General features: G+C 34.7%; 21 protein-coding genes and 1 tRNA gene. 10 read left to right on the top strand and 12 right to left on the bottom strand.

The features are described 5' to 3' along the window. Window positions 1–36 precede the first annotated feature (36 nt). The 4 genes from B2Z27_RS02460 to folE form a co-directional block, all read right to left on the bottom strand. A complete protein-coding gene (locus B2Z27_RS02460; protein ID WP_286812431.1) occupies window positions 37–522 on the bottom strand; it encodes a monoheme cytochrome C in 486 nt (161 codons plus the stop codon). Then, window positions 523–1743, bottom strand: coding sequence for a sulfite oxidase (locus tag B2Z27_RS02455; RefSeq protein WP_286812430.1), 1221 nt, complete (start codon window positions 1741–1743; stop codon window positions 523–525). Window positions 1744–1797: 54 nt separating this feature from the next. Further along, on the bottom strand, window positions 1798–2097 hold the full coding sequence (locus B2Z27_RS02450; protein ID WP_058102581.1) for a hypothetical protein: 300 nt from the start codon (window positions 2095–2097) through the stop codon (window positions 1798–1800). Between the two features lie 86 nt (window positions 2098–2183). Then, window positions 2184–2783, bottom strand: a complete 600-nt coding sequence (gene folE, locus B2Z27_RS02445; protein ID WP_058102580.1) for a GTP cyclohydrolase I FolE — start codon at window positions 2781–2783, stop codon at window positions 2184–2186. Window positions 2784–3014: 231 nt separating this feature from the next. Between folE and B2Z27_RS02440 the strand changes: the two genes are divergently transcribed. Genes B2Z27_RS02440 through B2Z27_RS02430 form a run of 3 tightly spaced genes read left to right on the top strand, consistent with a single transcriptional unit; the run spans window position 3015 to window position 5025 of the window. Then, the gene (locus B2Z27_RS02440) at window positions 3015–3695 is read left to right on the top strand and encodes an ABC transporter ATP-binding protein (RefSeq protein WP_071342093.1); all 681 of its coding nucleotides are present in this window, start codon (window positions 3015–3017) and stop codon (window positions 3693–3695) included. A gap of 11 nt (window positions 3696–3706) precedes the next feature. Continuing rightward, complete coding sequence (locus B2Z27_RS02435) at window positions 3707–4264, top strand: CPBP family intramembrane glutamic endopeptidase (RefSeq protein WP_286812429.1); 558 nt, start codon at window positions 3707–3709, stop codon at window positions 4262–4264. Beyond that, entirely contained in the window at window positions 4261–5025 is a 765-nt protein-coding gene (locus tag B2Z27_RS02430; protein ID WP_286812428.1) for a TIGR02757 family protein, read from the top strand. Before B2Z27_RS02435 ends, B2Z27_RS02430 begins: the two co-directional genes overlap by 4 nt. Here the strand turns inward: B2Z27_RS02430 and B2Z27_RS02425 are convergent. From B2Z27_RS02425 to B2Z27_RS02415, 3 genes are all read right to left on the bottom strand, one after another. Continuing rightward, window positions 5022–6860 carry a cytochrome-c peroxidase gene (locus B2Z27_RS02425; RefSeq protein WP_286812427.1) on the bottom strand — a complete coding sequence of 613 codons (1839 nt, stop codon included), beginning with the start codon at window positions 6858–6860 and terminating at the stop codon, window positions 5022–5024. The two genes, B2Z27_RS02430 and B2Z27_RS02425, sit on opposite strands and share 4 nt — an antisense overlap. 76 nt (window positions 6861–6936) lie before the next feature. Beyond that, window positions 6937–8559 carry an alkaline phosphatase PhoX gene (locus B2Z27_RS02420; RefSeq protein ID WP_286812426.1) on the bottom strand — a complete coding sequence of 541 codons (1623 nt, stop codon included), beginning with the start codon at window positions 8557–8559 and terminating at the stop codon, window positions 6937–6939. Window positions 8560–8749: 190 nt separating this feature from the next. Continuing rightward, window positions 8750–9886, bottom strand: a complete 1137-nt coding sequence (locus tag B2Z27_RS02415; protein WP_286812425.1) for a Gfo/Idh/MocA family protein — start codon at window positions 9884–9886, stop codon at window positions 8750–8752. A 222-nt stretch (window positions 9887–10108) separates the two neighbouring features. Between B2Z27_RS02415 and B2Z27_RS02410 the strand changes: the two genes are divergently transcribed. Then, on the top strand, window positions 10109–11593 hold the full coding sequence (locus tag B2Z27_RS02410) for a S10 family peptidase (protein WP_071342087.1): 1485 nt from the start codon (window positions 10109–10111) through the stop codon (window positions 11591–11593). A gap of 4 nt (window positions 11594–11597) precedes the next feature. On the opposite strand, the gene B2Z27_RS02405 is transcribed toward B2Z27_RS02410, so the two are convergent. Then, window positions 11598–12053, bottom strand: a complete 456-nt coding sequence (locus tag B2Z27_RS02405) for a hypothetical protein (RefSeq protein WP_180268617.1) — start codon at window positions 12051–12053, stop codon at window positions 11598–11600. Window positions 12054–12167: 114 nt separating this feature from the next. Between B2Z27_RS02405 and B2Z27_RS02400 the strand changes: the two genes are divergently transcribed. From B2Z27_RS02400 to B2Z27_RS02390, 3 genes are all read left to right on the top strand, one after another. Further along, a complete protein-coding gene (locus B2Z27_RS02400) occupies window positions 12168–12626 on the top strand; it encodes a hypothetical protein (RefSeq protein WP_286812424.1) in 459 nt (152 codons plus the stop codon). A 38-nt stretch (window positions 12627–12664) separates the two neighbouring features. Next, window positions 12665–13321, top strand: coding sequence for an SGNH/GDSL hydrolase family protein (locus B2Z27_RS02395; protein WP_236973384.1), 657 nt, complete (start codon window positions 12665–12667; stop codon window positions 13319–13321). A gap of 92 nt (window positions 13322–13413) precedes the next feature. Then, window positions 13414–14964, top strand: a complete 1551-nt coding sequence (locus B2Z27_RS02390) for a M28 family metallopeptidase (protein WP_286812423.1) — start codon at window positions 13414–13416, stop codon at window positions 14962–14964. 132 nt (window positions 14965–15096) lie between these two features. Here the strand turns inward: B2Z27_RS02390 and B2Z27_RS02385 are convergent. Next, window positions 15097–15172 (bottom strand) — tRNA-His (locus tag B2Z27_RS02385). 146 nt (window positions 15173–15318) lie between these two features. On the opposite strand from B2Z27_RS02385, the gene B2Z27_RS02380 reads away from it, so the two are divergent. After that, window positions 15319–17367: a tetratricopeptide repeat-containing sensor histidine kinase gene (locus tag B2Z27_RS02380; protein WP_286812422.1), complete on the top strand. Its 2049-nt coding sequence runs from the start codon at window positions 15319–15321 to the stop codon at window positions 17365–17367. A 207-nt stretch (window positions 17368–17574) separates the two neighbouring features. Beyond that, window positions 17575–19677, top strand: coding sequence for a tetratricopeptide repeat-containing sensor histidine kinase (locus tag B2Z27_RS02375; protein WP_286812421.1), 2103 nt, complete (start codon window positions 17575–17577; stop codon window positions 19675–19677). Here B2Z27_RS02375 and bshB1 read toward each other — a convergent pair. Further along, window positions 19674–20390, bottom strand: a complete 717-nt coding sequence (gene bshB1, locus B2Z27_RS02370; protein ID WP_286812420.1) for a bacillithiol biosynthesis deacetylase BshB1 — start codon at window positions 20388–20390, stop codon at window positions 19674–19676. The genes B2Z27_RS02375 and bshB1 overlap by 4 nt on opposite strands. 34 nt (window positions 20391–20424) lie before the next feature. Continuing rightward, the gene (locus B2Z27_RS02365) at window positions 20425–21576 is read right to left on the bottom strand and encodes a trans-sulfuration enzyme family protein (RefSeq protein WP_286812419.1); all 1152 of its coding nucleotides are present in this window, start codon (window positions 21574–21576) and stop codon (window positions 20425–20427) included. A 301-nt stretch (window positions 21577–21877) separates the two neighbouring features. Between B2Z27_RS02365 and B2Z27_RS02360 the strand changes: the two genes are divergently transcribed. Continuing rightward, window positions 21878–23149, top strand: coding sequence for a M14 family metallopeptidase (locus B2Z27_RS02360; protein ID WP_286812418.1), 1272 nt, complete (start codon window positions 21878–21880; stop codon window positions 23147–23149). 70 nt (window positions 23150–23219) lie between these two features. Here the strand turns inward: B2Z27_RS02360 and ccsA are convergent, their stop codons facing one another. Then, window positions 23220–26399, bottom strand: a complete 3180-nt coding sequence (gene ccsA / locus B2Z27_RS02355) for a cytochrome c biogenesis protein (RefSeq protein ID WP_286812485.1) — start codon at window positions 26397–26399, stop codon at window positions 23220–23222. Window positions 26400–26482 lie beyond the last annotated feature (83 nt).

Here is a 26482-nt window from a genome sequence, read left to right as displayed (position 1 = left end):
AAGCCTTTGATGTTTAATTCAAAGGCTTTTGTTTTTTTATTCTTCAAATTGATACCATTCAATATCCGTGAGTACAGCCCTCCTACCTAATTTCTTAGGTGGGTAATTGGTAACCAAGTAATTAATAATTACAGCTTCATTCTCTCCCAAGTCCCATAAATTTTGGGTTTCCTGCATCCATTTTATAGTTGATTTCCAGCGTTCTTCATTCATTCGGTTCTGCATTACCAACTTAGCGGAATGGCAGTTGGTACAGTTTTGAACGGTAACCATCATTCCCGGGGCATCTATAAAACCGGTACGTACATGAATTCCATTTTCTACCTTATCGTAATCGTCCTCTTCGGGAACAGTTACCAGCTCGGTTTGTGGTGCATCCGTTTTAAATGTAGAAAAACTTGGATCAACTATTAAATACACTAAAATTATTGCACCAATGCCAATAACAGCGCAAGCTAATATTATCTTTCTGTATAATTCCTGAAAATCGCCTTTTAACTTATTGTGATTCTGCTTTTTCATTTATGCGATTTTTACGGCTATCCTGTGACAAGCATTGTTTAAATACCCTTTTGGATTCCACCCAGGCAATAACATAGGTTGACTAACCCCATTGGAATCGGTAGCTTTTGCCCAGACTTCATAATAGCCCTCTTGCGGAAATGAAATATCTGCTGAGAAATGCTGCCACGCTAATCGGTTTGCAGGTTTTTCAATTGTACAATGATGCCAAGTAGCGCCAAAATCTATAGAGTATTCCATTTTGGCAACTTCTAGTTCACCTGCCCATGCATGACCTCTAATACTTAATTTTTTATTCTTTGATAAAACAGCACCAGATTTTGGATAGGTAATTAAAGATTTTACCGGCATAGATTCAATGATACACATATCTTCATCCGCGACTTTTTCACCAGAAGCAACGGGTTTACAAGGCACTCTATATGCCGTGCCGGTCATTTTGGTACCGTCATGAACTATATTTCTAATACTAATACGTTGTAACCATTTTCCAGAAACCGAGGCAGGCCATCCTCCCGCAATGACCCGTAGGGGATAACCATGTACTAAGGGAATCTCTTCACCGTTCATTTTAAAAGCCAACAATGTTTCATCTTGTAAAGCTTTTGACATGGGCGCTCCTCTAGATATTGGTTCTTTAGTAGGATCTCTACTAAGGTGTGTATCTGCAGAATGATAACCAAAGTAGACAGCATCATCTTTAATACCGACATCTTCTAACACATCGCGCAATCTCACACCTGTCCAACTAGCACAATACACCGCACCCACAGTCCACTGATTTCCTTTTGCAGGTGGATCAAATTCGCTTCTACCATTACCACCACACTCTAAGGTCAATTGATAGGTATGATGCTTAAATTTTGACTTTAGCTCAGACAACGTATATGTTTTCTCCTGCTTAACAGACTCTCCGTCTATGGTAAGTGTCCAAGTATTAACATCTATGTCTTCCGGAATCAATCCGTTATTTCGAACAAAAATAGATTTATTTGGAGTTACCCTATCATCTAAAAGATGAGCTTTAGCCTCAATATTCCAAGGCTTATCGTTTAGTACGACCATGCCTTTATCCTTATTGAATAACTTAAATGGGTCTGATTCTTGTAACGCCACAGGTGTGTAGCCCAAAGGCATACATTCCTTATAAATAATATCCACTCCTAGTAAAGCGGCAAGACCACTTAGACTAGATTTTGCAACAAAATTTCTTCTCTTCAAAACTCATGGTATTTGAGTTAAAGTTAAGAGTTTCTATAAAAATAAAGGTGGGTTTTACACTTCAATCGTACGCCCTTTTTTAGAAGACTTGAACACATATGTATATAACCACATTAGCGTAAACGAAGGTATGATATCAAAACCAGGAACAATTTCTTCTATAAAAGTGAAAACACCGGCAGCTTGACCTATTTTTCCTTTATACATACGTGTCATTAACCACGCAGAAAGTGGAGCCCATACCACATCTGAAAATTCACCCACGAAAGGTATAGCAAAAGAAAGCATACCTATACCATCAAATAGCAACCCCATGAAAAGTTGCTTGTATTTTTTATCTTTTAAAATTGACATACTTAAAAATTAGTTATTCTAACTTTAGATTACAACAAAGATGCCAAATTTTACAAAAAAATATTCTCAACGTGCAGAGATAGTAATTAGGAAAGTTTAGCACTAATTAACTTCAAGAATTCATTTCTAGTCTCAATTTTTTCAAATTGACCTCTAAAACCAGATGTTGTAGTTACAGAATTTTGCTTTTGTACACCTCTCATCATCATACACATATGTGAAGCTTCTATAACAACGGCCACTCCCTTAGGCTTTAAAGTATTATTTATACACTCTAAAATATCATGCGTTAACCTTTCCTGTACTTGTAACCTTCTTGCAAAAACATCTACCACTCTTGGAATTTTACTTAATCCTACGATATGACCATTTGGTATGTAAGCAATATGTGCCTTACCAAAAAATGGCAACATATGATGCTCACATAGGGAATACAGCTCAATATCTTTTATAATGACCATGTCATCATAATCTTCTTTGAACATTGCCCCTTTCAAAATTTCAACGGCATCTTGCTTATAACCTTGAGTTAAAAATAGCATTGCTTTTGCAGCACGTTCAGGTGTTTTAACTAAACCCTCTCTTGCTACATCTTCACCAATTTCATCAATAATAGATGAGTACCTACTTTTAACTTCATCGGTAATTTCAAGATTATATTCTTCTAAATTTCTATACGGGGACATATTTTATATTTAATGTTTAACCTAATTAAATTTAGGTTGAACAAATTTAATATTTCTTTCCTCAACAAACGTAAAAATATCATAAATAGTTCATATTACTATATAGTCTTAAATAATGGCACCAGAACATTGGGCTAAATGATCACTAAATGAAAATTACAGTTTTTAACGTGCCCCTTTTTCATTAATTTTGAATTTCAAACTATCACAACTCTAAACTAAACTTAACTCATGATAAAAGCTTCTAACATTCATAAATATTACGGAGAATTAGAAGTATTAAAAGGAGTTGACCTCCATATTAAAAAAGGAGAAATAGTATCTATAGTTGGTGCTTCCGGTGCCGGTAAAACTACCTTATTACAAATTTTGGGAACTTTAGACGTTCAATCAAATAGAAAAGACAGTACGTTACTGATCAATGGTATTGAAACTACGGAACTAAATGATAAAGATTTAGCAAAATTTAGAAATGAACATATAGGATTCATTTTTCAATTTCACCAATTATTACCAGAATTTACGGCCATTGAAAATGTATGCCTACCTGCATTTATAAAAAAGACGCCAAAATCTGAAGCTGAAGATAGAGCCAAAGAACTATTAAACTTTTTGGGCCTGGGTCACAGATATGACCATAAACCTTCAGAATTATCGGGCGGAGAACAACAGCGGGTAGCGGTTGCCCGTGCGTTGATCAATAACCCTTCAATAATTTTTGCTGATGAACCTAGTGGAAATTTAGATTCAGAAAGTGCAGACAACCTGCATAAATTATTTTTTGAGCTTCGTGAAAAGTTTGGTCAGACCTTTGTAATTGTGACCCACAATGCTGAATTGGCAGAAATGGCAGATCGTAAATTAACCATGGTAGATGGTAAAATTGTAGACAAGGAAATAATAATAGCATAACCAAGATCCGTATGCTTCAAGAGCTACTTTCATTTATAATAAAACCTGTCTATACACAAGATATTGAAAGTTCTTTATCAGAAAAATTGAGAGTTCTCTTCAAGCTTTTAATTATTGCATTAACGGCAAGTATTCTATTATTAATGGCAGCTACAGTTTTAGAAAGTATCCTAAAGCTTGAGATGGGCAAACATGCCATGGATGATTTATTCGGAAACTACTCAGTGGCACTTATTTTCTTTTTAGCAGTAATTGTAGCTCCTTTCTTTGAAGAACTGTTATTTAGAGGTCCGCTTGTCTTTTTTAAAGATTCAAAATTTTTTAAACCAATTTTCTATTTGTTTACAATTGCGTTCGGCTTTATGCATATCAGTAATTTTGAAATGAGCACTCAGGTTTTACTTTTTTCCCCATTGTTGGTTGCACCACAAATTAGTGTAGGTTTTCTTTTAGGCTACATACGGGTAAAATTTGGTCTTTTATGGTCTATGGCGCTACACGCCATTTACAATATGGTTTTAGTGGTTCCTGTGCTAATTATGCAATTGTTAGATATTTCTATTGAATGACAAAAAGTGAGCTAAAAATATTTCTTGACGAAAAGGTTTTTGAATACAATAAACCTGAATTCTTAGAAACCGACCCTATACAAATTCCGCATCTTTTCACACAAAAAGAAGATATTGAAATCAGTGCTTTTCTAACGGCAACCATTGCTTGGGGTAACAGAAAGAGCATCATCAATAATTCTCATAAGTTAATGGAAAAAATGGGACAAAGTCCGTATGACTTTGTGCTTAACCATACCGATGATGATTTAGATAATTTATCAGGATTTGTTCATAGAACTTTCAATGAAAATGATTTAAGATATTTTATAAAAAGCTTAAAGAATATTTACCTTCAACACCAAGGTCTTGAAAGTATTTTCACAACTCTTCAAGACAAAAATTCTCTACAGCCCACCATTACAAAATTCAAGAAAATATTTTTTGTGTTACCATATGAGCAACGCACAACAAAGCATGTATCTGATCCTTTAAAAGGTTCTGCCGCCAAAAGGATAAATATGTTTTTACGTTGGATGGTTAGAGATGCAACTACCAATGTAGATTTTGGCATATGGAAAGGAATACCTACCTCAAAATTATCTTGTCCATTAGATGTACATTCAGGTAATGTAGCTAGAAAATTAGGATTATTAAAAAGAAAACAAAACGATGCCAAAGCATTAGCCGAGCTAGATAAAAGCTTAAGAAAACTGGACCCTTTGGATCCAGTTAAATATGATTTTGCCCTTTTTGGTTTAGGTGTTTTTGAAAAATTCTAGTTTATGGCTTCTTTCTCAAATCTTTTATCGGTCAGTGTTTTCATAAACGCAATAATCGCCTTTGATTCTGTAGTCGTTAGATGTAAAGAATCAGGCGGTAGTGTTTGGTAAGGTACATCTAAGCCCATGCCCTGACCGCCACCAACATTATAAAACTCAACTACTTCCTCTAAAGTTTCATACACCCCGTTGTGCATATAGGGTCCGGTTAATTCTGCATTACGCACTGTTGAAGTTTTAAAAAAATGCTTCTTCTCCTCTACTTCATAAGGATAATACTGCCCCCAATCATCATCTAAAACAGGGTTTTCAAAACTTGCGTTTTTGGGCACACCCAAATTTTCAAATTCGCTTTCCATATATTTAGGAGGCACTGTACCGTTAAATGCCGGTGGAAAATGACAAGTGGCACACGCCGCTTTACCCATAAAAAGATTAAAACCGGTAATCTCTTCGGTAGTCATGGTTTCTTCTAGATTGTTCATGTTTCTATCGAATTTAGAATCGAACGGAGCTAAACTTCTTATATATGTTGCAATAGCATTACGCACGTTCATATCGGTAATTTTACCATCGTAAAGCGAATCAAATTGAACTTTATATGCTGATTTTTCTTGAATTTTTTCTTCTAATTGTTCCAAATCTATATGAAACTCATTTTCATTATTGGTGACTCCAACAATTTGATCCTCAAGACCATCTGCCCTACCATCATAAAATAAAGAACGTTGGTAAACAGCATAGGTTAATGTTGGAGAATTACGTTGTAAATCTTGTCCGTTAATACCTTTAGCAATTTTATGACCGTCGGTAAATGCTTTTTCCGCAATATGGCAAGTAGCACAGCTTATTGTACCAGAGCCTGATAAATCGGTATCATTGAATAACTGTCTTCCTAACTCAATTCTTTCTTCAGTAATATCTGGTGCTCTTTGCGTGGAAAACATCTTCATATTGAAAAAGTTCTTGTCAAAAAGATTGGTCACCTTAGGGTCTAAAGCTCTTGATTGGCTTAACTCAATTCCCCAATCATTAGCAGTCTTATCCACTAGCTCCAATTGCGTATTGGTATGTAATCTTATAAATGAGTATCGATCAAATTCATCAAAATTGGCACTTTGTAAATCATCAATGGTGGAAGAAATTTCTTTTTTCCATTGTACATATAAGGTATTATTCCTAAAAGCCTCTTTATAAATATCCAAAACTGTTTGTAGCGTTTTATAATTATAAACAGCTTCGTTCAATGAATTTGCCAACATTGGAGAATCAAAACCTGTAATACCTTTAGTGGCCACATTTACAATGGCATCTCTTATCATTTTTAAATGATGCCTATCTCTTTGGGTGATGAGAATATGATTTTTTCTTACAAACGGAATTCTAATCTTTAAATACTCCAATACAGTATTTAAATCTTCATTGGAATATCCTTCTTCACTATAAAGGAGCTCTTCCAATACTTGAAAACTCTTTGGTTTCTGTTTTTTAATATCGGTATGGTCGTCTATTTCTACCTTAAGCAAATTAGGCGCATTCATTGAGATGTAATTCTCATAATCATACGCAATAAGCATAGGCTCTACCCTTTTATACCATTCCCTACTTTTTAAAAACAATTCTTTATTCTTTGAGAGCGATTGTGCGGTATCTATTTGCTGCATGTAATAAGAAGTACTATCCAATGCCAGAAAATAATGTTCCCTTATAGCATTGTTGAACATAGATTGATCATTAGCATTTATAGCCAACAAAGGTTTTGTTTCCTCATTCTTGCAGGACAGAAAAAAACAAACAAATACTATCAAAATCCATTTATAATTAAATGCGCTCATGTTTCATTTGAAATTAATATGAATAGAAAAAGGTTCCCAGTGAAGGGAACCTTTAAACTTGGTACAATTACATCACTTATCTAGGTAAGCCAGTCAATTTGAATAAAACTGAACCTTCTAATGCAGCACTGCCTTCACTAATTGCTGTTGGGTCAACAAATTTTAGTCCGTCTGCCCTTACAGCTGTATCAGGAGTGGTACTAAAATTCCAACCATGTACTTGAGCTCCACCAATAAAGGTTGGTTCAGTTGCACCTATGATATCGGTAACATCGATCAAGCCGGTTATTTCCCACATACTATCGGTATTACCAATACCAACACTTGCAGCATATGTTTGGTTACACTCCATAACTTCAACAAAGTTGCCCGTATTTAGGTCTAATTGCCATAATTTGGCAAAACCTGTTATATCTGCATTTAAATCTCCATAACCATTTGGATCTTCTTGAATGTAAGCATAGTTCTCAGTTACCAAAATGTTATCTGGAGAATGCATTCCATCACCTTTTCCACCTTCCAAGTCACCATCAACTACAACAGTTAATTTAGCAGGAGCCGTTGGATCTTCAGGATCTAAAACTAGTTTATATACACGACCAAAACCTGTACCTCTTAAGTTAAGGTCCGGATTATCACCACGAATTCTACCCGTAGCATTAAAATACACTTCTCTTTGAGCATCGGCAGAACCTCTTCTCCAATCGATATCTTCAATTCTTTGAAATCCTATAGCACCCAAGTCAATAGCTTCTTGGTTCAACTCATCTATAGTTCTTTCAGTAACTTCTACCCATTCTACATCGTATTCAATGTCTTGAGCCATACCCATTTCAAATAACTGACCACCTTCTCCTGGAGCAGATTCTACTGGGTTTGTACCTCTAAGTACATAAAGTTTTCCTCCATAAAGGTCACCTCTTTGACCAACGTACATTCCAAAATGAGCTTGCGGATATGTATTATCACTATGATCATCACCCATAAAAATTACCGTTTGAGAAGAATAGGCATCTTTGCCAATAACAACAGCATTTTCAGTTGACCACTCACCCAGTGCAGGTAATCTTTCTACTTCTACCCTGTCTTCTTTTGCTCTAAAAGGGTTTACTTTAAATACACCTTTAGCGTTACCGCCCCATTCTCCACCAGATAGGTATAAAGGACCAAATCCGTGCTCTTCAACAGTAATTGAAGATCCAGAACACATTGCCGTAAATGCAGTAGCTGTAGAATTTACTATATAATCTCCTTGTAAAGGCTGAAGTTCAGAATTTAACATAATTCTTGCAATGGAGTAATCTGCTTCTAGATTATTGATTAAAGCATAGTTACCATCTTCGGTAGGATATAGTGCAGCACCATCCATATAAGAACCATAAACAAAAGTAGAATCAGATTCTAAGATATCTGCAGAAGACATGATCATATTAAGGTCGGCAGAACCTGCAAAAGCACCTTTTAATTCGAAAAGTTCGTTTGGAGTTACGGAACTAGTTAATGGAATAGATTCTTCTAGAGTCAAATCTTGTCCGTCAGCACCATCGGCGCCATCAGCTCCGTCTGCGCCATCAGCACCGTCTACACCGTCAATACCGTTTGTACCATCTACACCATCTTCTCCATCACAGCTCATTACAGCTAATCCTAAGCAAGAAAGGAAAAGGGCTTTAAATAGTAAATTTTTCGTTTGTTTCATTATCAATATAGTTTTTAGGTTATGAATTCCAAAACTATAGAGATAACCTTGTAAAAAGGTATTCTAAAAATTAGCAATAAATGAACTAAACTTTATGATAATGTTAACATGTAAACTTAACTTGAAATCGAAGTGATCAAATCTTGAATTTAACTTTAAGTTAAGTTTCAACTATTTGTTTTTCAAATAATTACACCACAATACCTAAATCACCTAATGACAATAATTGTTCTTGCCCTCCTTCTCTTATCGATTTGTAAATAGCCTCTACAATTATCATATCTCTTTTTCCCATTTCACCAGGAGCCAAGTTTTTACTGTCCAACAAAATATGCTTTGCAAAATCATCCATCTGTAAAGCCTGTTGTCTTTTATGTGGAAACTTTAAGATATCGCCATTAGAAGTTCTACCACTTATTGGCCCGTAACTATGGGCTGGATCTAACTCAAACCAACCTTTACTACAATGACATTTTAATCTATTACCATTAGCATTATGCGAAGTCATCATATGTGCAACAGCACCATTCTCAAATTTAAACTGAGCTGTAATGGTCTCATCGGTATCCTTAAAATAATCTGGTCTAGTACTAAATTCTTGTGCAGAAACTGAAATAGGGTTTTGACCTGTACCATAGATACTGGTTTGTATAGCGTACACACCCATGTTCATGAGCGCTCCGCCACCAGATAATTTTTTATTTAATCGCCATTGATCTGGATTACCGTTAGAGACATATCCTGCATCAGATGAAACAAACAATACATCGCCAAAAGTTTTTTCCCTAACGTATTTTTTGACTTCATGGGTATAAGGGTCGCTTTGCATTCTATAACCAACAGAAAGCTTAACCTTATACTCATTGCAGGTATTCATAATTGCATCACATTCCGTAACACTTACGGCCATTGGTTTTTCACAGATCACATGTTTACCTGCCTTTGCCGCACGAATACAAAATTCCGCATGCATACTGTTAGGTAATACTACATAAATAACATCTATACTGTCATTATCCGCAATGGTATCAAAATTCTCATAATTATAAATATTCTCTTTGGGTATATTGTATTTCTCTTGCCAAACAGATTCCTTTTCTTTGGTACCGGTTACAATTCCTGCCAAATAACAATGCTCCGTATCCAATAAAGAAGGTGCTAATTGATAAGTACTGTAGCTCCCTAAACCAACCAAGGCTACACCCAACTTTTTACTGTTTTTATTAGTTGTAAAGGCATTTGCCAACGGCATATTGGCTAGAAAAGCGGATCCTAACAGGCCTTTAGTAGCCAAACCATTAAATGATCGTCTTGTAAGTTGTTTCATGAGTATTAGTTGTATGAATTAGAAATGTAAATAATTATCAGGTAATTCCATAATTAATTAGGTTGTATTAACATTATGAATAACAGCTAAAAAATTTTAAACATATCATTTTTAAAACCATCATAATTAAGGATTTGACATTTAAAACTCAATCGGTCCGAACAACGAATAAAATAGCACAATTATGCTTATTTTCGTTTTACAACAGAACCTTATCAAACCATGAAAAAAATAGTACAATTTACCTTTTGTTTGGTCACTGCATTTGCCTTTGGCCAGTCTAGGGAATTACCCGTAGACACCGTTATCACAACACAACATAACGCTACCATTAATGGCGCTAGTTTTTCGTACACCGCACAGACCGGGACCCAACCTGTGTGGGATGAAAATGCAAAACCCATAGCCTCTTTGCATTATACCTATTATACTAGAAACAACATCAAGGATCGTGCTGCTAGACCGCTATTGATTTCATTTAATGGAGGTCCAGGATCAGGTTCGGTATGGATGCATTTAGCGTATACCGGACCAAAGGTTTTAAAAATTGATGATGAAGGATATCCTGTTCAACCTTATGGTGTAAATGACAATCCGCATTCAGTTTTAGATATTGCGGATATCGTTTATGTAAATCCTGTAAACACAGGTTATAGCAGAACTATCCCTGCAAGCGGAAAAGAAGTAGACCGCGACAAATTCTTTGGCATAAATGCCGATATTAAATATTTGGCAGAATGGCTGAACACCTTTGTAACCAGAAACAACAGATGGCGCTCGCCAAAATATATAATCGGGGAAAGTTATGGGGGCACACGTGTTATGGGTCTTTCTTTGGCTTTACAAAATCAACAATGGATGTATTTAAACGGTGTCATAATGGTTTCACCGGCTGATTATAAAGTGATACGCAATTCCGGACCCGTTGCCGAAGCAATAAACCTACCATATTATACTGCAGCGGCATGGCACCACAAAGCTTTACCACCTGCCTTACAGAGTAAGGATCTTTTAGAAATTCTACCGGAGTCTGAAGCATATACAATTGATAAGCTTATACCGGCATTGGCTAAAGGAGGATTTTTAGAGGCTTCCGAAAAAGAGGCTGTAGCAGATAAAATGGCTTATTACTCAGGATTGAACAAAAAAGACATTCTTGACCACAACCTTTCCGTACCTACTTCTTTCTTTTGGAAAAATCTTTTAAAAGATAAAAGCGGGCATACCGTAGGGCGCTTAGATTCAAGATATTTGGGAATAGATAAACAGCTATCTGGAACAAAGCCAGACTATAATTCTGAATTAACATCTTGGCTACATAGCTTTACCCCTGCCATTAACTATTACTTACAGGAAGAGTTAAATTTTAAGACCGATGTAAAATATAATATGTTCGGTCCGGTACACCCTTGGAACAATGACGATGACAATACCAGAGATAATTTAAGACAAGCAATGGCACAAAACCCATATTTAAATGTTTTGGTACAATCTGGCTATTATGATGGAGCTACCACCTACTTCAATGCAAAATATACCATGTGGCAAGTAGACCCAAGCGGACGCATGAAAGATAGATTTAGTTTTAAAGGATATCGTTCAGGTCATATGATGTACCTACGAAGAGAAGATTTAAAAACTGCAAATGATGATATTCGTGATTTCATAAATCGTACTATTGCAACAGGAAAAAGTGCAAAGTATTAGAAAACTACCTTTCTAGAACAGTACTGGACATTCCCAATACAAATAGCGAGTTGATCTCTGTTGTTTTTATTGGGAATTTCATTTGATGACGGTAATCTACAGTTTTTGTAGCATCTTTAAATAATTGCTCCCTTTTACGTTGTTTTCTTTTTTTGAAAATATCAATTGTAGCACCAATTGTTACACCACCCAATACGGTAGCTAACAAATCTTCATTGCTCCATCCTCCATATTGATTTTGATCAATAGCCTCTTTGGCCAAACCAATTAGCAAACTTCCTCCAACTGCACCAACAAAAGTCCACGTTCTGTCTCCATCTGAAATTTCATTCGCAACCCCTGCCCCCACAAGACCATATAAATTACCTCCTAAGTAGTGAAGAACCTTATCTTGCTCAATTTGACCGTAAGCTTTGACAGCTAAAAATAGCAGAAGAGAAATAGTTAGTATCTTTTTCATACTGCGCAAAGATAAAAATTCTAATAGATGCCCTAGGTTAAATAATTACAAGTAATAACCCGGCAAATTCATCATAGGTCAATTTTATATTATCTTAGGATTTTAAATTAGAATATGGAAATAAAAAGTTTTATCAAAAGTCTTACAATAATGCACCTATTCCTATTAATAGGCTTAAGCATTTTTACCCTTTGGGTATTTTTACAGATCAATTCTTTTAATACAAGTACTGCAGGGCAAGGGGTCTTTTTATACATGGTACCCCTATTTGCAATGTTGGGGTATTTTGGCAGTCAATGGGTCTTCAAAAAAATGACTTCCAATATTAAATCAGAAAGTCGTTTAGAAGAAAAGCTAAAAAAGTATCAATCTGCTTTACATATCAAATATGCCCTTATTGAAATCCCTGCCTTCATAGGGTTGTTTGCATATTACAATACTGCCAATGCCCTTCCATTGGTCATTTCTGTGTGCTTATTGGCCTATTTGGCTGCGCAAAGACCAAATAAGGCTAATATTATAAACAACATCCCATTAAAAGCAGAAGAAAAAGAACAAATTCAACAATCATAATAAAGATGAATAGAATAAAAACAATAATATATACGTGTATGTTATCTATTTTAGGATTAACCTCTGTAAATGCCCAAGATTGGCCTGATCTAAATCATTTTGAAGTTGCTAATGATACAATAGAACAAGCCAAAGAAAACGAAAATCGGGTGGTGTTTATGGGCAATTCCATTACAATAGGTTGGCTAAAAACGCGTCCGGAGTTTTTTAAGGGCAAGCCCTATATTAATCGAGGTATCAGTGGTCAAACCACGCCACAAATGTTAATACGTTTTAGACAAGATGTCATTGATCTTAAACCAAAAGTGGTAACAATATTGGCAGGCACCAATGATATAGCAGGTAATACAGGACCATCTACCCTAAAAATGATTATGGACAATATTAAAGGCATGGCAGAAATGGCGCATGCAAATAACATTAAGGTAATTCTTTCCTCTACCCTACCGGCCTACGATTATCCTTGGAAGCCAGGTTTAGAACCTGCTGGAAAAATTATTAAGCTTAATGAGATGATAAAAGAATATGCCAATACGCATGGACATATCTATTTAGATTATTTTTCAAAAATGGTTGATGAGCGTAATGGACTTCCAAAAAAATATGCCAGAGATGAAGTACACCCAACAGCTGAAGGCTATATGGTTATGGAGCCATTAGTTGAAGCGGCTATCTCTGAAGCTTTAAAAAATTAAAGCTTTTAATAAGCAGGTAATCTTATTGTTGAATACAACAATTGAAACCAACTAAGATTTAATTATTTTTGATAAATTTTGATCACTATAAAATGAAAAAAACACTATTCTTATTGGTCGCAACGGCCTTATCTTGTAATTCTTCCCAAAAAACCATTAAAGAAAACGCTTCTGAAGAACCACCAATTGCATCTGAAATTACTTACGCAGAAACAATTACCGAAGCTGAACTAAAAGATCATTTATATATCTATGCATCGGATGAGTATGAAGGTAGGGAAACCGGACAACCAGGTCAGAAAAAAGCAATAGCCTACTTAAAGGCGGAATATGAAAAGTTAAGTATTCCTGCAGCAAAAGAAGATGGCAACTATTTTCAAGAAGTACCTTTAGAGATAAGTAAACTACCTATAGGTAAACTAAGCTTGAACAATACGGATTTTATCATAGGAGAACACGTACTTACTTTTGCTGCTGCAAATTCTTCAAATGATGAAATTGTTTATATAGGTTATGGTATTGATGATACGGTATACTCTAGTTATGACAATGTAGATGTTACAGATAAAATTGTACTATTAAAATCTGGTGAACCCATAAAAGAAGATGGCACTTACGTTATTTCAGGCACTTCAGAAAAATCTATTTGGAGCAATATGTCAGAGTCATTGACCAAGCGTATACAAATTGCAGTTGACAAAGGTGCCAAGGGAGTACTATATTACGATAAGGACAATTTCAGCAGATTTAAACGCAGATTTGAATCTATGAAGCAAAACAACAGTGGTAGAATGGAAGTTGTAAATAATGACGCCCCTGAGTTTTACAGTTTGTTTATAGACCAAACCCTTGCAGAAAGTATTTTACCGACAATAGAAAAAGAAAACGATTCTAAAGTTTTAACTGAAAAATTGATTTTGAATTTTGAAAGTTCTAATGACAAGGTCTCTTCAGAGAATGTTGTTGCCATCATAAAAGGTTCAGAAAAACCAAATGAATTTTTAGTGATATCCTCTCATTTAGACCATATTGGCGTAAGTGGTGATGGTCAAATAAATAATGGAGCAGATGACGATGGATCGGGTACTGTTGCCCTATTGGAAATTGCAGAAGCCTTTAAAAATGCAGCCGATGCAGGCAAGGGACCAAAAAGGTCTATAGTATTTTTACATGTTACCGGCGAAGAAAAAGGATTATTGGGATCTCAATATTACACTGATGTTGACCCTATTGTGCCTTTAGAACAAACCGTAGCCAATTTAAATATTGACATGATCGGTAGAATTGACCCAAAACGGGAAGGAGACAGAAATTATATTTATTTAATTGGTTCTGATAAGCTTAGTATTGAATTACACAACCTATCAGAAGAAGTGAATAAGAAATTCATGAATATTGAATTGGACTATACCTATAATGACGAAAACGATCCAAATCGTTTTTACTATAGAAGTGACCACTACAATTTTGCTAAAAATAACATTCCCATCATATTTTATTTTAATGGTACGCATGCTGACTATCACAAACCAAGTGATACACCAGATAAAATCAATTATGATCTATTGGAGAACAGAACTAGATTAGTATTTTACACTGCTTGGGAAATAGCAAATAGAGAGCAAAAATTAAAGGTAGATTAAGCATCAGCCTATTTAAATTTAATAAGCCTGGCACTTTGTGTCAGGCTTATTTTTTTTGCATAAAAAACTGACAGCCAACACCTTTAAAACAAAAAAGTCTTGGAATAAATCCAAGACTTTCTATCTGCTTTAGGGTGGAAGACCGGGTTCGAACCGGCGACCCTCGGTACCACAAACCGATGCTCTAACCAGCTGAGCTACAACCACCATTTGTAAGCGAGTGCAAAGATAATTTTTTTCTTTAGTTCTAACAAATAATAAATTGAAATTTGAAGAAATAAATAATTTTAATAATCGTTTAATTAATTTATTTATAACTTGAAGTTTTAAATAAAACAACCTACTTAGCCCCTAATGCGTTCTAAATCAAATTATAAATATAATTTTTTACTCATTGCATTAACATGCCTAAGTTATACTACCTGTTTTTCTCAAATTGATAGTGTTCAATTTTATAAATCAAAAATTTCTGAATTAACAGGAGGACCAGACTTTACTGAAGACAATACCGCATATATTGATAACCTAAATTACTTATCCTATTATTCAAGGTTAATTGAGCAAGACTCCATGCTCGTTTATTCTGAAAAGGCACTTGAACTAAGTTTAAAGAACAACTACAAACAAGGAGAGCTAGAAGCTTTGACCAATTTAGCTACTTTATTTCTTTATACTGGGGATACCGATAAATCAATAGAATATACATTACAGGTCATTGAAAGTCCCTTATTGTCGACTTACCCAAAAACTGAAATGAAGGTCTACAATGTACAAGGGCAGGCTAATTTTTTCAAGCAAGATTACCCTGCCACATATGCTAATTTTTTACATGCACTTTCAATTGCAGAAAAACAAAACGATTTGTTTTTTCTGTTTAGAATGAACATGAATTTAGGCACAATTTTCAGCAAATTGGAAAATTATAACGAAGCTTTGGCATATTACGACAAGGCATTAGAAGTGACCCAAAATTTAAAGGATCCTACTAAAGATGTAATGCTATTAAGCAATCTAGCATATTTAAACATTAAACTAAACAATTTAGATGAAGCAAAAATTCACCTAGATAAATGTTTAAAGTTATTTGAAAGTCAAACCAATAAAACATGGCTGGCTTGGACACAATATACACTAGGGTATTATAATCAAGCAAAAAATAACTTTGACACCGCTTTAGATTATTATAAAAAAGCATTGGTGCTGCATGAAAACTTTAACGATGTAAAAAGCAAAGCCGATATTATATACGGTATAGCTGGCACCTATCTAAGCAAGGACAACCTACCCTTGGCAGAAGAAAATATCTTAGAAAGTATAGCATTATATAAAGCATCTAATCACGATAGTGGCTTAGAACAAGCATATCGTATTCTATATCAAATTAAAAAACAGCAAAATGATGTTGCTGAATCTTTGAAGTATTTAGAGATGACCGAAAAATTATCATATGATAATTTCAAGAAAAAGAATACACGAAATTTAACTATGCTTAATGCTAGATTAAATTATGAAAAGGAAACTGAAGAACTCAAAGCCCAAAGTGAGCTGGCGCTAAGTCAACAGCGCAAATACATTAAATGGGCATTAGCCGCACTACTTACATTAATTATTATAGTATTCATTATTTTAAATGCCAATAGACGAGAAAAAATATTAAATAAAAAACTGGCCAAACAGGCAGAAGTATTAAATGAGAATCAAAAAGCGCTTAAACAAATAAATCACAATCAGGATCGGTTATTCTCAATAGTTGGACACGATTTAAGGAGTCCGATCATATCCTTAAATGAAATATTGGGTCTTTACCTAGAAGACCCGGAAGGAAAGGAATACTTTGAGAAATTTGCTCCACAGTTAAAAGAAGATATTGAACAAGTGCAGTTTACCATGGACAATCTTTTACACTGGGGAAAAACACAAATGCAAGGTAGCACCGTAAATATCAAAAGCATATTGGTTAAAGAAGAACTAGATATAATTCTACAACTATATAGAAATGAAATTAAAAAGAAATCCATAGTTGTTAATAATCAAGTAGCTGCTAACCATAGTGTCTTTGCCGATTTACAACAATTTAATATCATTTTCAGAAACCTAATTAACAATGCCATTAAATTTACCCCAAATAATGGCATGATTACGATTTCCACCAAAATAAAAAATAAGAACTTGGTTATTGAAGTGTCTGACACAGGCGTTGGTATGACAGAGACCGATGTTCAAAAGCTTTTTAGTTCTTCTGAAAATTTCTCTAGTTACGGTACAAACTCAGAAAAAGGTACCGGCTTAGGTCTAAGGCTTGTAAAAGCCATGGTTATTAAAAATAATGGAGAGATAATGGTGAAAAGCGAACCTAACAAAGGCAGCCAGTTTATTGTTGAGCTTCCCATAGATATCAAATAGAAAGAAACTTCTAGGTACATTAAAATTTATTTACAGAACATCAATAACAAGATCATATTTTGGGTTAATAATTCATCCTTGATTTAAGAAATCATCGACCAACTACACGTTTAAGACGTTAAAACACACAATAAAGCGCATTTCACAACATTTATTCTATATCCCTAACCTACTAACTTAATTTTAAACCAAGTTATAGGGATTACCATGAATTTTAGCAGAATAACCTCAAGTTTAAATTACAACCTACTAAAGGGTTGGCTTGTTGTGTTCTTATTTTCCTGTATTATAGCTCCTAAAGCCTTAGCTCAAAATTCTAAAAGAGATACACTACTACAAGAAATAAAAGAATTTAGAAATTCTAATGTTTTCGATACCAGAGATACACTATATATTCATAATTTAATAAATCTTGCCACTGAACATCGCTATCATAATCTTGACAGTCTTTTAATTTTAAGTAAACAAAGTCTTGATTTAAGTAAAAAATCTAAATATGTAAATGGTGAGATAAGCTCACTTCACGCTATTGGAGGCTATTATTCTGATAAAGGCAAAATAGACCAAGCAATTACGTATTTTGAAAAAGCCTACCAGCTTGCCAAAAAAAATAATGACAATTCTATTTTAATCATTAGAACGTTAAATGATTTGGCCAAAGAATATGGTTACAAAGGAGATTATTCAAAAGCTTTAAAATGGTACTTAGCAACCATTGAAATAGCCGAAAAAAACAATGATAAAAATTCCATTTCCATTGTAAATGACAACATTGCGCATTTATACCTTGAACAAAAAGATTATGAACAAGCAATGGTCTTTTTACAAAAATCAAAAGCAATACATGAAGAAGTAGGTAATCCGGTTTTTATGGCCGAGACCTTGAGCAATATCGCATCTACTTATGCAGATATGAATGAGCTTGAATATGCCATGTATAATATCAACATAAGTATTGCAACTTTTGAAAAAGAAAAGATTTTAGAATGGCTTGCGTTCTGTTATGAAATTAAAGGCAAAATATATTTAAAAAAGAACAAGAATACTTGGGCGCTTTATTGGTATAAACAAAGCGAATTATTACATAAAGAAATAGAGGATGACCGTGCCAAAATAGACCTCTTAATTGGTATGACCGAGGCCTACATGAACCAAGGTAAGGATAGCATTGCCGAGGTTTATGCCTTAAATGCTTTTGATCTATCAAAAAAAATTGGGCTTAGAACCGGAATTAAGAACAGCGCTAAGAAATTAGCACAATTACATAAGAAGAAAAAAGATTTTGAAAAATCATTATGGTATCATGAAATTTATCAAGTAACCTATGAATCATTAACGCAAACCGGAAATGAAAAAGCATTGAATATGCTTAAAACAAAAATGGAATATGATCAACAAAAACAACAGTTGATCGATGATAATGAAAAAGCATTGGCAAAGCAGAAGATATTTGTATACGTAGCCATTATTATTCTCATCATTTTTGCCATTATTATGTTCATAATTCATAGAAATGAACAACAGCAGAAAAAATTAAATCTTGAGTTAAGAAATAAAAAATCTGATTTAGAAGAGAAACAAGCCTATTTAAATGAGTTAAACCAAACCAAAAACAAATTATTCTCTATAATTGGTCACGACCTTAGAGGACCAATTGGGGCTTTTCAAGGTCTTTTGAAATTATTCAAAGAAGGGGAAATGACCAAGGAAGAATTCTTGAATTTTGTACCCAAGTTAAAGGTAGATATTGATACTATTTCGTTTACTCTAAACAACTTACTTTCTTGGGGCCAAACGCAAATGAACGGTTCTGTCACCAAACATGCTACCACACAATTAGATAGCATAGTAGAAGAAAATGTAGCCTTGTTATCCGAAATTGCCGAATCTAAATCTATTTCAATAGTTAATAGAATTGAACCCAATTGCCAAATTTGGTGTGATCCCAACCAAATAGACATTATTATAAGAAATTTACTGAGCAATGCCCTTAAGTTTACTCCTAACAACGGTCAAATTGTGATAGGCGCCATTCAAAAAATCAAGACCTGTGAAATTTATGTAAAGGATAATGGTATGGGCATGAGCGAAGATATCATCAGTAAATTGTTCGAAAAAGATTCCAACCACACCACTTATGGTACAAATGATGAAAAAGGCACCGGACTTGGACTTTCCCTTTGTAAAGAAATGGTAGAAAAAAATAATGGTAAAATTTGGGTACACAGTGCTTTGGGTAAAGGCTCAAGTTTTTACTTCACCATACCAAGGGTTCAACAACCGCAAAAACAATATAAAGAGTCTGCTTAAATCAAGTTATCCAGAGAATCTACAGCTACCAATCTTTCTACTGTAAATCCTTCTGCATAATCGACACCGACCAATCTACCTAAGTCTTCTGCCCTATACTTAACGCTTTGTATAAAAGTTTTGCTACTTATTGGCGTTTCTGGCTCATTACTATTAGGATCGTGAAATTGAGAGGCATATGCCAGAATTGAATTGGTTTTTTCTTCCATATAGCCACTAATATCCACCACAAAATCTGGTGTAATATTTTTCCATTGTATATAATGGTAAACTTGTTTAGGTCTCCATTCTTTTTGGTTTTCCTCCCCAACTGTTGTTTCTATTCTTCTCAACCCACTTAAAAAACAGGCGTCACTGACCAACTTACTTCCTTTACCATGGTCTATATGTCTATCATCAATAGCATTGCATAAAACGGTATTAGGCTGGTATTTACGTATCATTTTTATGACTTCCAGTTGATGCTCCTCATCATTAACGAAAAAACCATCTCTAAACTTTAAATTTTCTCGCACAGCTACACCTAAAACTTTTGCAGCAGCGGCAGATTCCTTATCACGTATCTCAGCAGAACCTCTTGTCCCCAATTCACCACGTGTTAAATCTACTATACCTACTTTTTTTCCAAGTGCTATTTCTTTTGCAATGGTACCTCCTGCCCCAAGTTCAGCATCATCAGGGTGTGCTCCAAAAACCAAAATATCCAATTTCATTTTATATTCTTTCTTAGTACTACTAATTATTAATTTATTTAATGAAATTCAATGCTTGTTGAATGTCGTTCTTTAAGTCTTCTATTTCCTCAATTCCTAACGAAAAACGAATTAATCCGTCAGAAATACCTTGTTCAGCCCTTACTTCTGCACTCATTAAGGCGTGTGATGTTTGTGTTGGGGATAATACAGTGCTTTCTACACCTGCCAAACTCATTGATGGTTTTATAAGGTTCAAAGCTTTTTGGAACTTTGAAGAATCTAATTTCTCATTCAATTCAAATGATAACATACCACCATATCCTTTCATTTGATTTTTGGCAATATCGTGATCTATATGTGTTGGTAAACCAGGATAATATACTTTTTCAACCTCTTCCAATCCGTCTAAAAAAATTGCCATTGCCAAAGCATTTTCATTTTGCGCTTTAACACGTATGCCCATAGTTTTCATACTTCTTTCTAGCAACCATACCGTATAATCACTTAAACTTCCTCCAAAATTCTTTGCCAATTGAAAAATGCGGTCCATATTTTCTGTTGTTGAGGCGACTGCACCTGCACAAATATCCGAATGCCCACCCATATATTTGGTTGCACTATGAATTACGATATCAATTCCAAAATCAGTAGGGTTTTGATTTACCGGACTAGCAAAAGTATTATCTATCATGGTTATTAAACCATGTTTTTTAGCCAGGGCCGCTATTGCCTCTAAATCTGTTATGGTCAATAAAGGATTAGATGGCGTTTCTATATAAATAACTTTGGTATTTGCCTTTATTTCTGCCTCAAAAGCATCGGCGTTCCATCCTGACGTAAAAGAGTATTCAATACCGTATTTAGAAAACTCTTCGTTAATTAAATTATACGTTCCCCCATAAAGCGTCTGTTGTAGCACTACATGATCACCAGCACCCAAAAACGCTAATAAAGAGGTGCTTACAGCCGCCATTCCACTACCAAATATCAATGCAGATTCTGCATGCTCCAACGCTGCGATCTTTTTACAAAGACCTTCTTGGTTGGGTGTATTAAAATATCTTGGATAGCGTTTTACATCAACATCTTCATAGGCGTAAGAAGTACTCATATATAGTGGAGAAACTGCGCCTTTGTGCTGCTTATCTTCTAATTCACCCACATGGGTACAAATAGTATTTAGTCCTTTTATCTTCGAATTCATATGCAAAAATTATAAAAAATAAAGGTAAGGAAATTGAACGTAATGACACTCTTAACTCATACCTTACCAAATTAGATAAAACAAAAAACCAAGCAACATTATTCGCCCTTTACTATCATTCATCAACAACTTATATTCATTAAAATTTAATAGAGTGATGCTCGTATTAAGAATTATTGAAAAGTTGCAATTAAACTGTATTCCATGAGTTCATTTTTCTTTTTTGTTGATAGATTTATAATGAATAATGTAGGTTAGTCTTCAAAATAGATAGACTAGGTTTAAAGAATACCAAAGAATTATGAAAAAAACGATAATTACCGTAGTGATCTGTATGTTGATTTTATCTTGTAAAAATCAGGAACCTATTGCCAGGGGATATCAAGGACAAGGTAAAAGTGCTGTGGTATCTACTCTATCCAAACCAGTACAAAAGCAATGGAAAGGCGTATGGACCTTTGATAGTGAAACTGTATTCTTTAGTAATGACTTTGAAAGCGGAAGATTAAACGGAGTTGTTTTTGATGGCAACGATCACTACACTACTTTGATTACTGCAGAGAATACACCGGTTAATGTGAGCCCGTGGTATGCATTTAAAGTGTGGTCTAACACTCCAAAGACAATAACTATAAAAATGACCTATCAAGATTCACGTAGTAGATACTACCCTAAAATTAGTACAGATGGATTGCATTTTACACCATTAGACAGCACCAATTTTACCAGTATCAACCAAGGTTCTGGCTCATTTGGTATAAAGGCAGTACCGGAAATGGTAGAGATAAAAGTAAATATAGATAAATCCCCTACTTATATTACAGCACAAGAACTTTACGGATCTACTAGGGTAAAAAATTGGATTGATTCATTAGCTACCAAAGACTTTATTTCAACCTACGAAATTGGCAAAAGCAAAGAACAAAGAGCAATGAATTTAATGGAAGTGAGCACTGGAGACCACAAAAAAGCCGTTATGGTCATTTCTAGACAACATCCGCCAGAGGTTACCGGTTTTCTTGCCATGAAATCATTTATTGAAACTTTGAGCGGAGATTCTCCAAAGGCCCAAAAATTTAGAGATAACTATGACTTGTTCGTAGTTCCGTTAATGAATCCTGATGGGGTAGACAATGGGCATTGGAGACACAATATGGGCGGAATTGATTTAAACCGAGATTGGCAAGATTTCAATCAACCCGAAACACAAAGCGTAAGGGACTTTCTTGTAAAAAAGGAATCTGAGGGTTATGAATTTGTTTTTGGTGCAGATTTTCATTCCACCTGGGACGATATTTACTATCCAATAGATTCTACGATTACCGGTAATAAAGGCAAAATTGTATTCGACTGGATAAATAATATAACCAATAGACTACCACAGAAGCATACCAATGTAAAACCATCAACAGAAATAAAACCAACAATGGTATCTAGAAATTACTTTTACGTTAACCACCATATGCCGGCCATAGTTTTTGAATTAGGCGATAATACACCTAGAGATTTTTTAAAGGAAAAAGGAAAGGTAGCAGCCGAAGAATTAATGGATTTATTGGATAATAAAGATTAAAATTAACGAGCAACTAAAAACAAAAAGCCTCATTGAAATTTCCATGAGGCTTGTTATACTATACTTATTTTTATTTACTATAATTAACTTTATATCTCCAAAAGCTAATTCCGCCCAATACTAAAACTCCAGCAACTAAATAATATATAAATGTTGGCGTAATAACCTGTGCTCCACTTGCATAACTATGTAGACCTACCAAATAAAAATTTACACCAAAATATGTCATCATAATACTACCAAAGGCAACAACACTCATAAAGTTAAATGTCCATTTACCTCTAAGACCCGGCACTAATCTGGTGTGTATTACAAAGGCGTAAATCATTATGGAAATCAATGCCCAAGTTTCTTTTGGATCCCAACCCCAATAACGCCCCCAACTTTCATTGGCCCATTGACCACCTAAAAAGTTACCTATGGTAAGCATCACAAGACCTGTGGTTAAGGCAAGTTCATTAATAATGGTCAATTCTTTGATATTGATTGCCATACGTTCTTTATTCTTTTTGGTAGTCAAAATCATTAAGATCAAGGATACCAGGCCTAAAATCATACCTACAGTCAAAGGACCATAACTACCCACAATTACCGCAACATGGATCATTAACCAATAACTGTCCAAAACTGGCTGTAAGTTGGCAATAGATGGATCTATCCAACTTTGGTGCGCTATCCACAATAACATTGAAGTAACAAATGCAGATGCTGCAAAAGTCATGTCACTTTTACGACCCAAGGCCCAGCCGATACCCATGGTTGCCCAGGCTACATATAGAATACTTTCATAAGCGTTACTCCAAGGTGCATGCCCAGAGATATACCAACGTAATATTAGACCAGCGGTATGCCAAATGAACAACAACATGATAGTTCCTTTGAAAAAATAAATTGCCACTCTCCAAATGGAACGATCTTTGAAAATTTGAAATATTAGAACAAAGAACATTAAAAGACCTACTAAGGCATAATATTGGTACAACCTATTAAAAATATTAAGCTTGTTGTAGATTACCTCTGTATCTATTTTCTGTTGAGATGGCAACACCTCACTACCATGGTTTAGCTGATTTTGATGAAATGCAGCCAATAATTTATCAGCAGAAGCATAGTCGCCACTTTGTTGCGCTTTGCCTAGCGTCATTAAATAATAAGGCATTGCATTTTTTACAAAATTCGCATACAACGAATCTCTAATCTCATACTGCCCACCCCTATATTCAATAGCGGAAATCCATTTATTATTTTCATCGTCCAACAATGGAAAAATCTTAACAATGTCTTGTCCTAAAGCCTGATTCAATAGACTTAATCGGATATTGGCATCCTTAAAATCTTGTTGAAATTTGTTTGGGTTATTGGTAGCGGTAGCTTCTCTTAAAAAAGGTTCTAATTTGTACTGTCCTTTTTTATCAAAGAAATCAGTTGCTTTAACGTATTTCTGACCAGAAGGAATACCTATAATTTTTCTAATACTATCGTTTTGCGATTTTTTGTCCAAGGCAATAAATTCGGTATTGTACCAAACCGCCGGATTCATCATCATTGAAAGTAAAATTTGATCGGAAGTATACCCTAAGTAAGAATCTTTTAAACTAAGCTTACGAAGAAGTTCAGATGAAAATGTATTGATAGGCTTCATACGCCCACCTTCATCTTGTATTACCAATTTACCAAATTTATCTGCATGGGCTTTACTGACCATACTAGCTTCAAGCAAAGAATCGATCTGCGTTTTGCTAGGCGCCTGTTGGTGACCCTCTTCTGGTGTATGTTGTTCTTGGGCAAAAGAAGAAAAAGAGAATGCCATCAAAAGGGTAATAACACCAAACATTTTTTTCTTTTTAATTTTAAGCTTATCCAAAGAATCTGCTAAATCTTGAAAACGAGTTTTACCAAAGAACATAATTCCCATTAATCCTATATACAAAAGAAAATAACCAATGTAGGTGATCCAAGTTCCCCAAAAGTCATGATTTACAGATAATGTAGTCCCTTTTTCATCAGGATCAAAACCAGATTGAAAAAAACGATAACCTTCATGGTCCAATACATGGTTCATAAAAATGTCATAATCAAAAGGACGCTCATCTTCAATAGTCACCCTACTCATAAAAGAGGCATAACCTTTTTCTGTACCAGGATATTTTTTGGCGATAAAATCGTTCAATTTAATACCGAATGGCAACTCATGTACCTTAGATCCATATCTAATGGAAAAATTGAGTCCGCCTATATTAACCTTCTCACTAAAATCAGATGGCCCTTTGCTACCTAGCAATTTTATTTGTTTTGTTTCTCCATTGGCCGATACATCAAAAACAATGGCATCTTGATCCATTTTTGTTTTCTCATCTTCCGGAATTTCAACAATACCATATGAGCCTTGGGTAATAGAATCTGGTATTACAAATTGCATACCTGCCGTATTATACAAAGACCTTAATTGTAAAGGTTGTACACTGTCTTTAACCAATACCCCTTGAAATTGGTCTGCCATTCGCATAAAACTACCATCAAAAGGAGCATAAATTTGATATAATGAATCGGTCGTCATAATATTGATTGCTCCATCTGTCTTATTATTCAGAGCAAATAACACGTTATGAATACTAGAGACTTTACCATCTTCTAAAAAATGATCATGTCTTTCACCATCGCCAGCTTCAACAATTTTTAAAAACTTAGTTCCTTTTGGGTCCGGTAACAAACCTTGTTTAGCTCCCTTTATAAATTCAACATAGGAAATTTCAAAATCTTCACCATTGAAATCGGCACTCCATGGCAAGTTAGATTTTATAGCTTCTGGAGTAACGATCAAATCGTCCTCTAAAATTTTTCTTCGAGGTTCACCGTCAATTTCACCGTCAACATAAACGGTTAAGTATGTTTTATCTGAGTAGAACACATTCTCTGTATTCCCCTCTCTTATAGGCATCATGCCTTCAAAACTAATGTAACGCGTTACAAAGGCACCAACAATGATCAAGACCCATGATAGGTGTAAAATTAGCACTGGCCACTTTTCCCACCTTAATAAACGGTATCTAGAAATATTACCAATAAAATTGATAACGAAGAACACCATTATAAGCTCAAACCACCAGGTATTATAAATCCAAATTCTAGCAGTTTCTGTACTATACCAGCTTTCAATAAAGGTGCCGAAAGCCATAGCCGTAGCAAAAACAATAAACAAAATGGACATTAAACGCGTAGAGAAGAATATTTTCTTGAACATTTCCGTCATGGAAGATAGGAGTTGATTTTCAAGTTGCAAAAATAAGGCCTTTTCACCATTTACGAATGACTTTTACCACTTTATAACGTCTT

The sequence above is a fragment of the Maribacter sp. UBA3344 genome, from assembly GCF_002362375.1.
GTDB lineage: Bacteria > Bacteroidota > Bacteroidia > Flavobacteriales > Flavobacteriaceae > Maribacter > Maribacter dokdonensis.
This window is presented reverse-complemented; position numbering and strand designations above follow the sequence as displayed.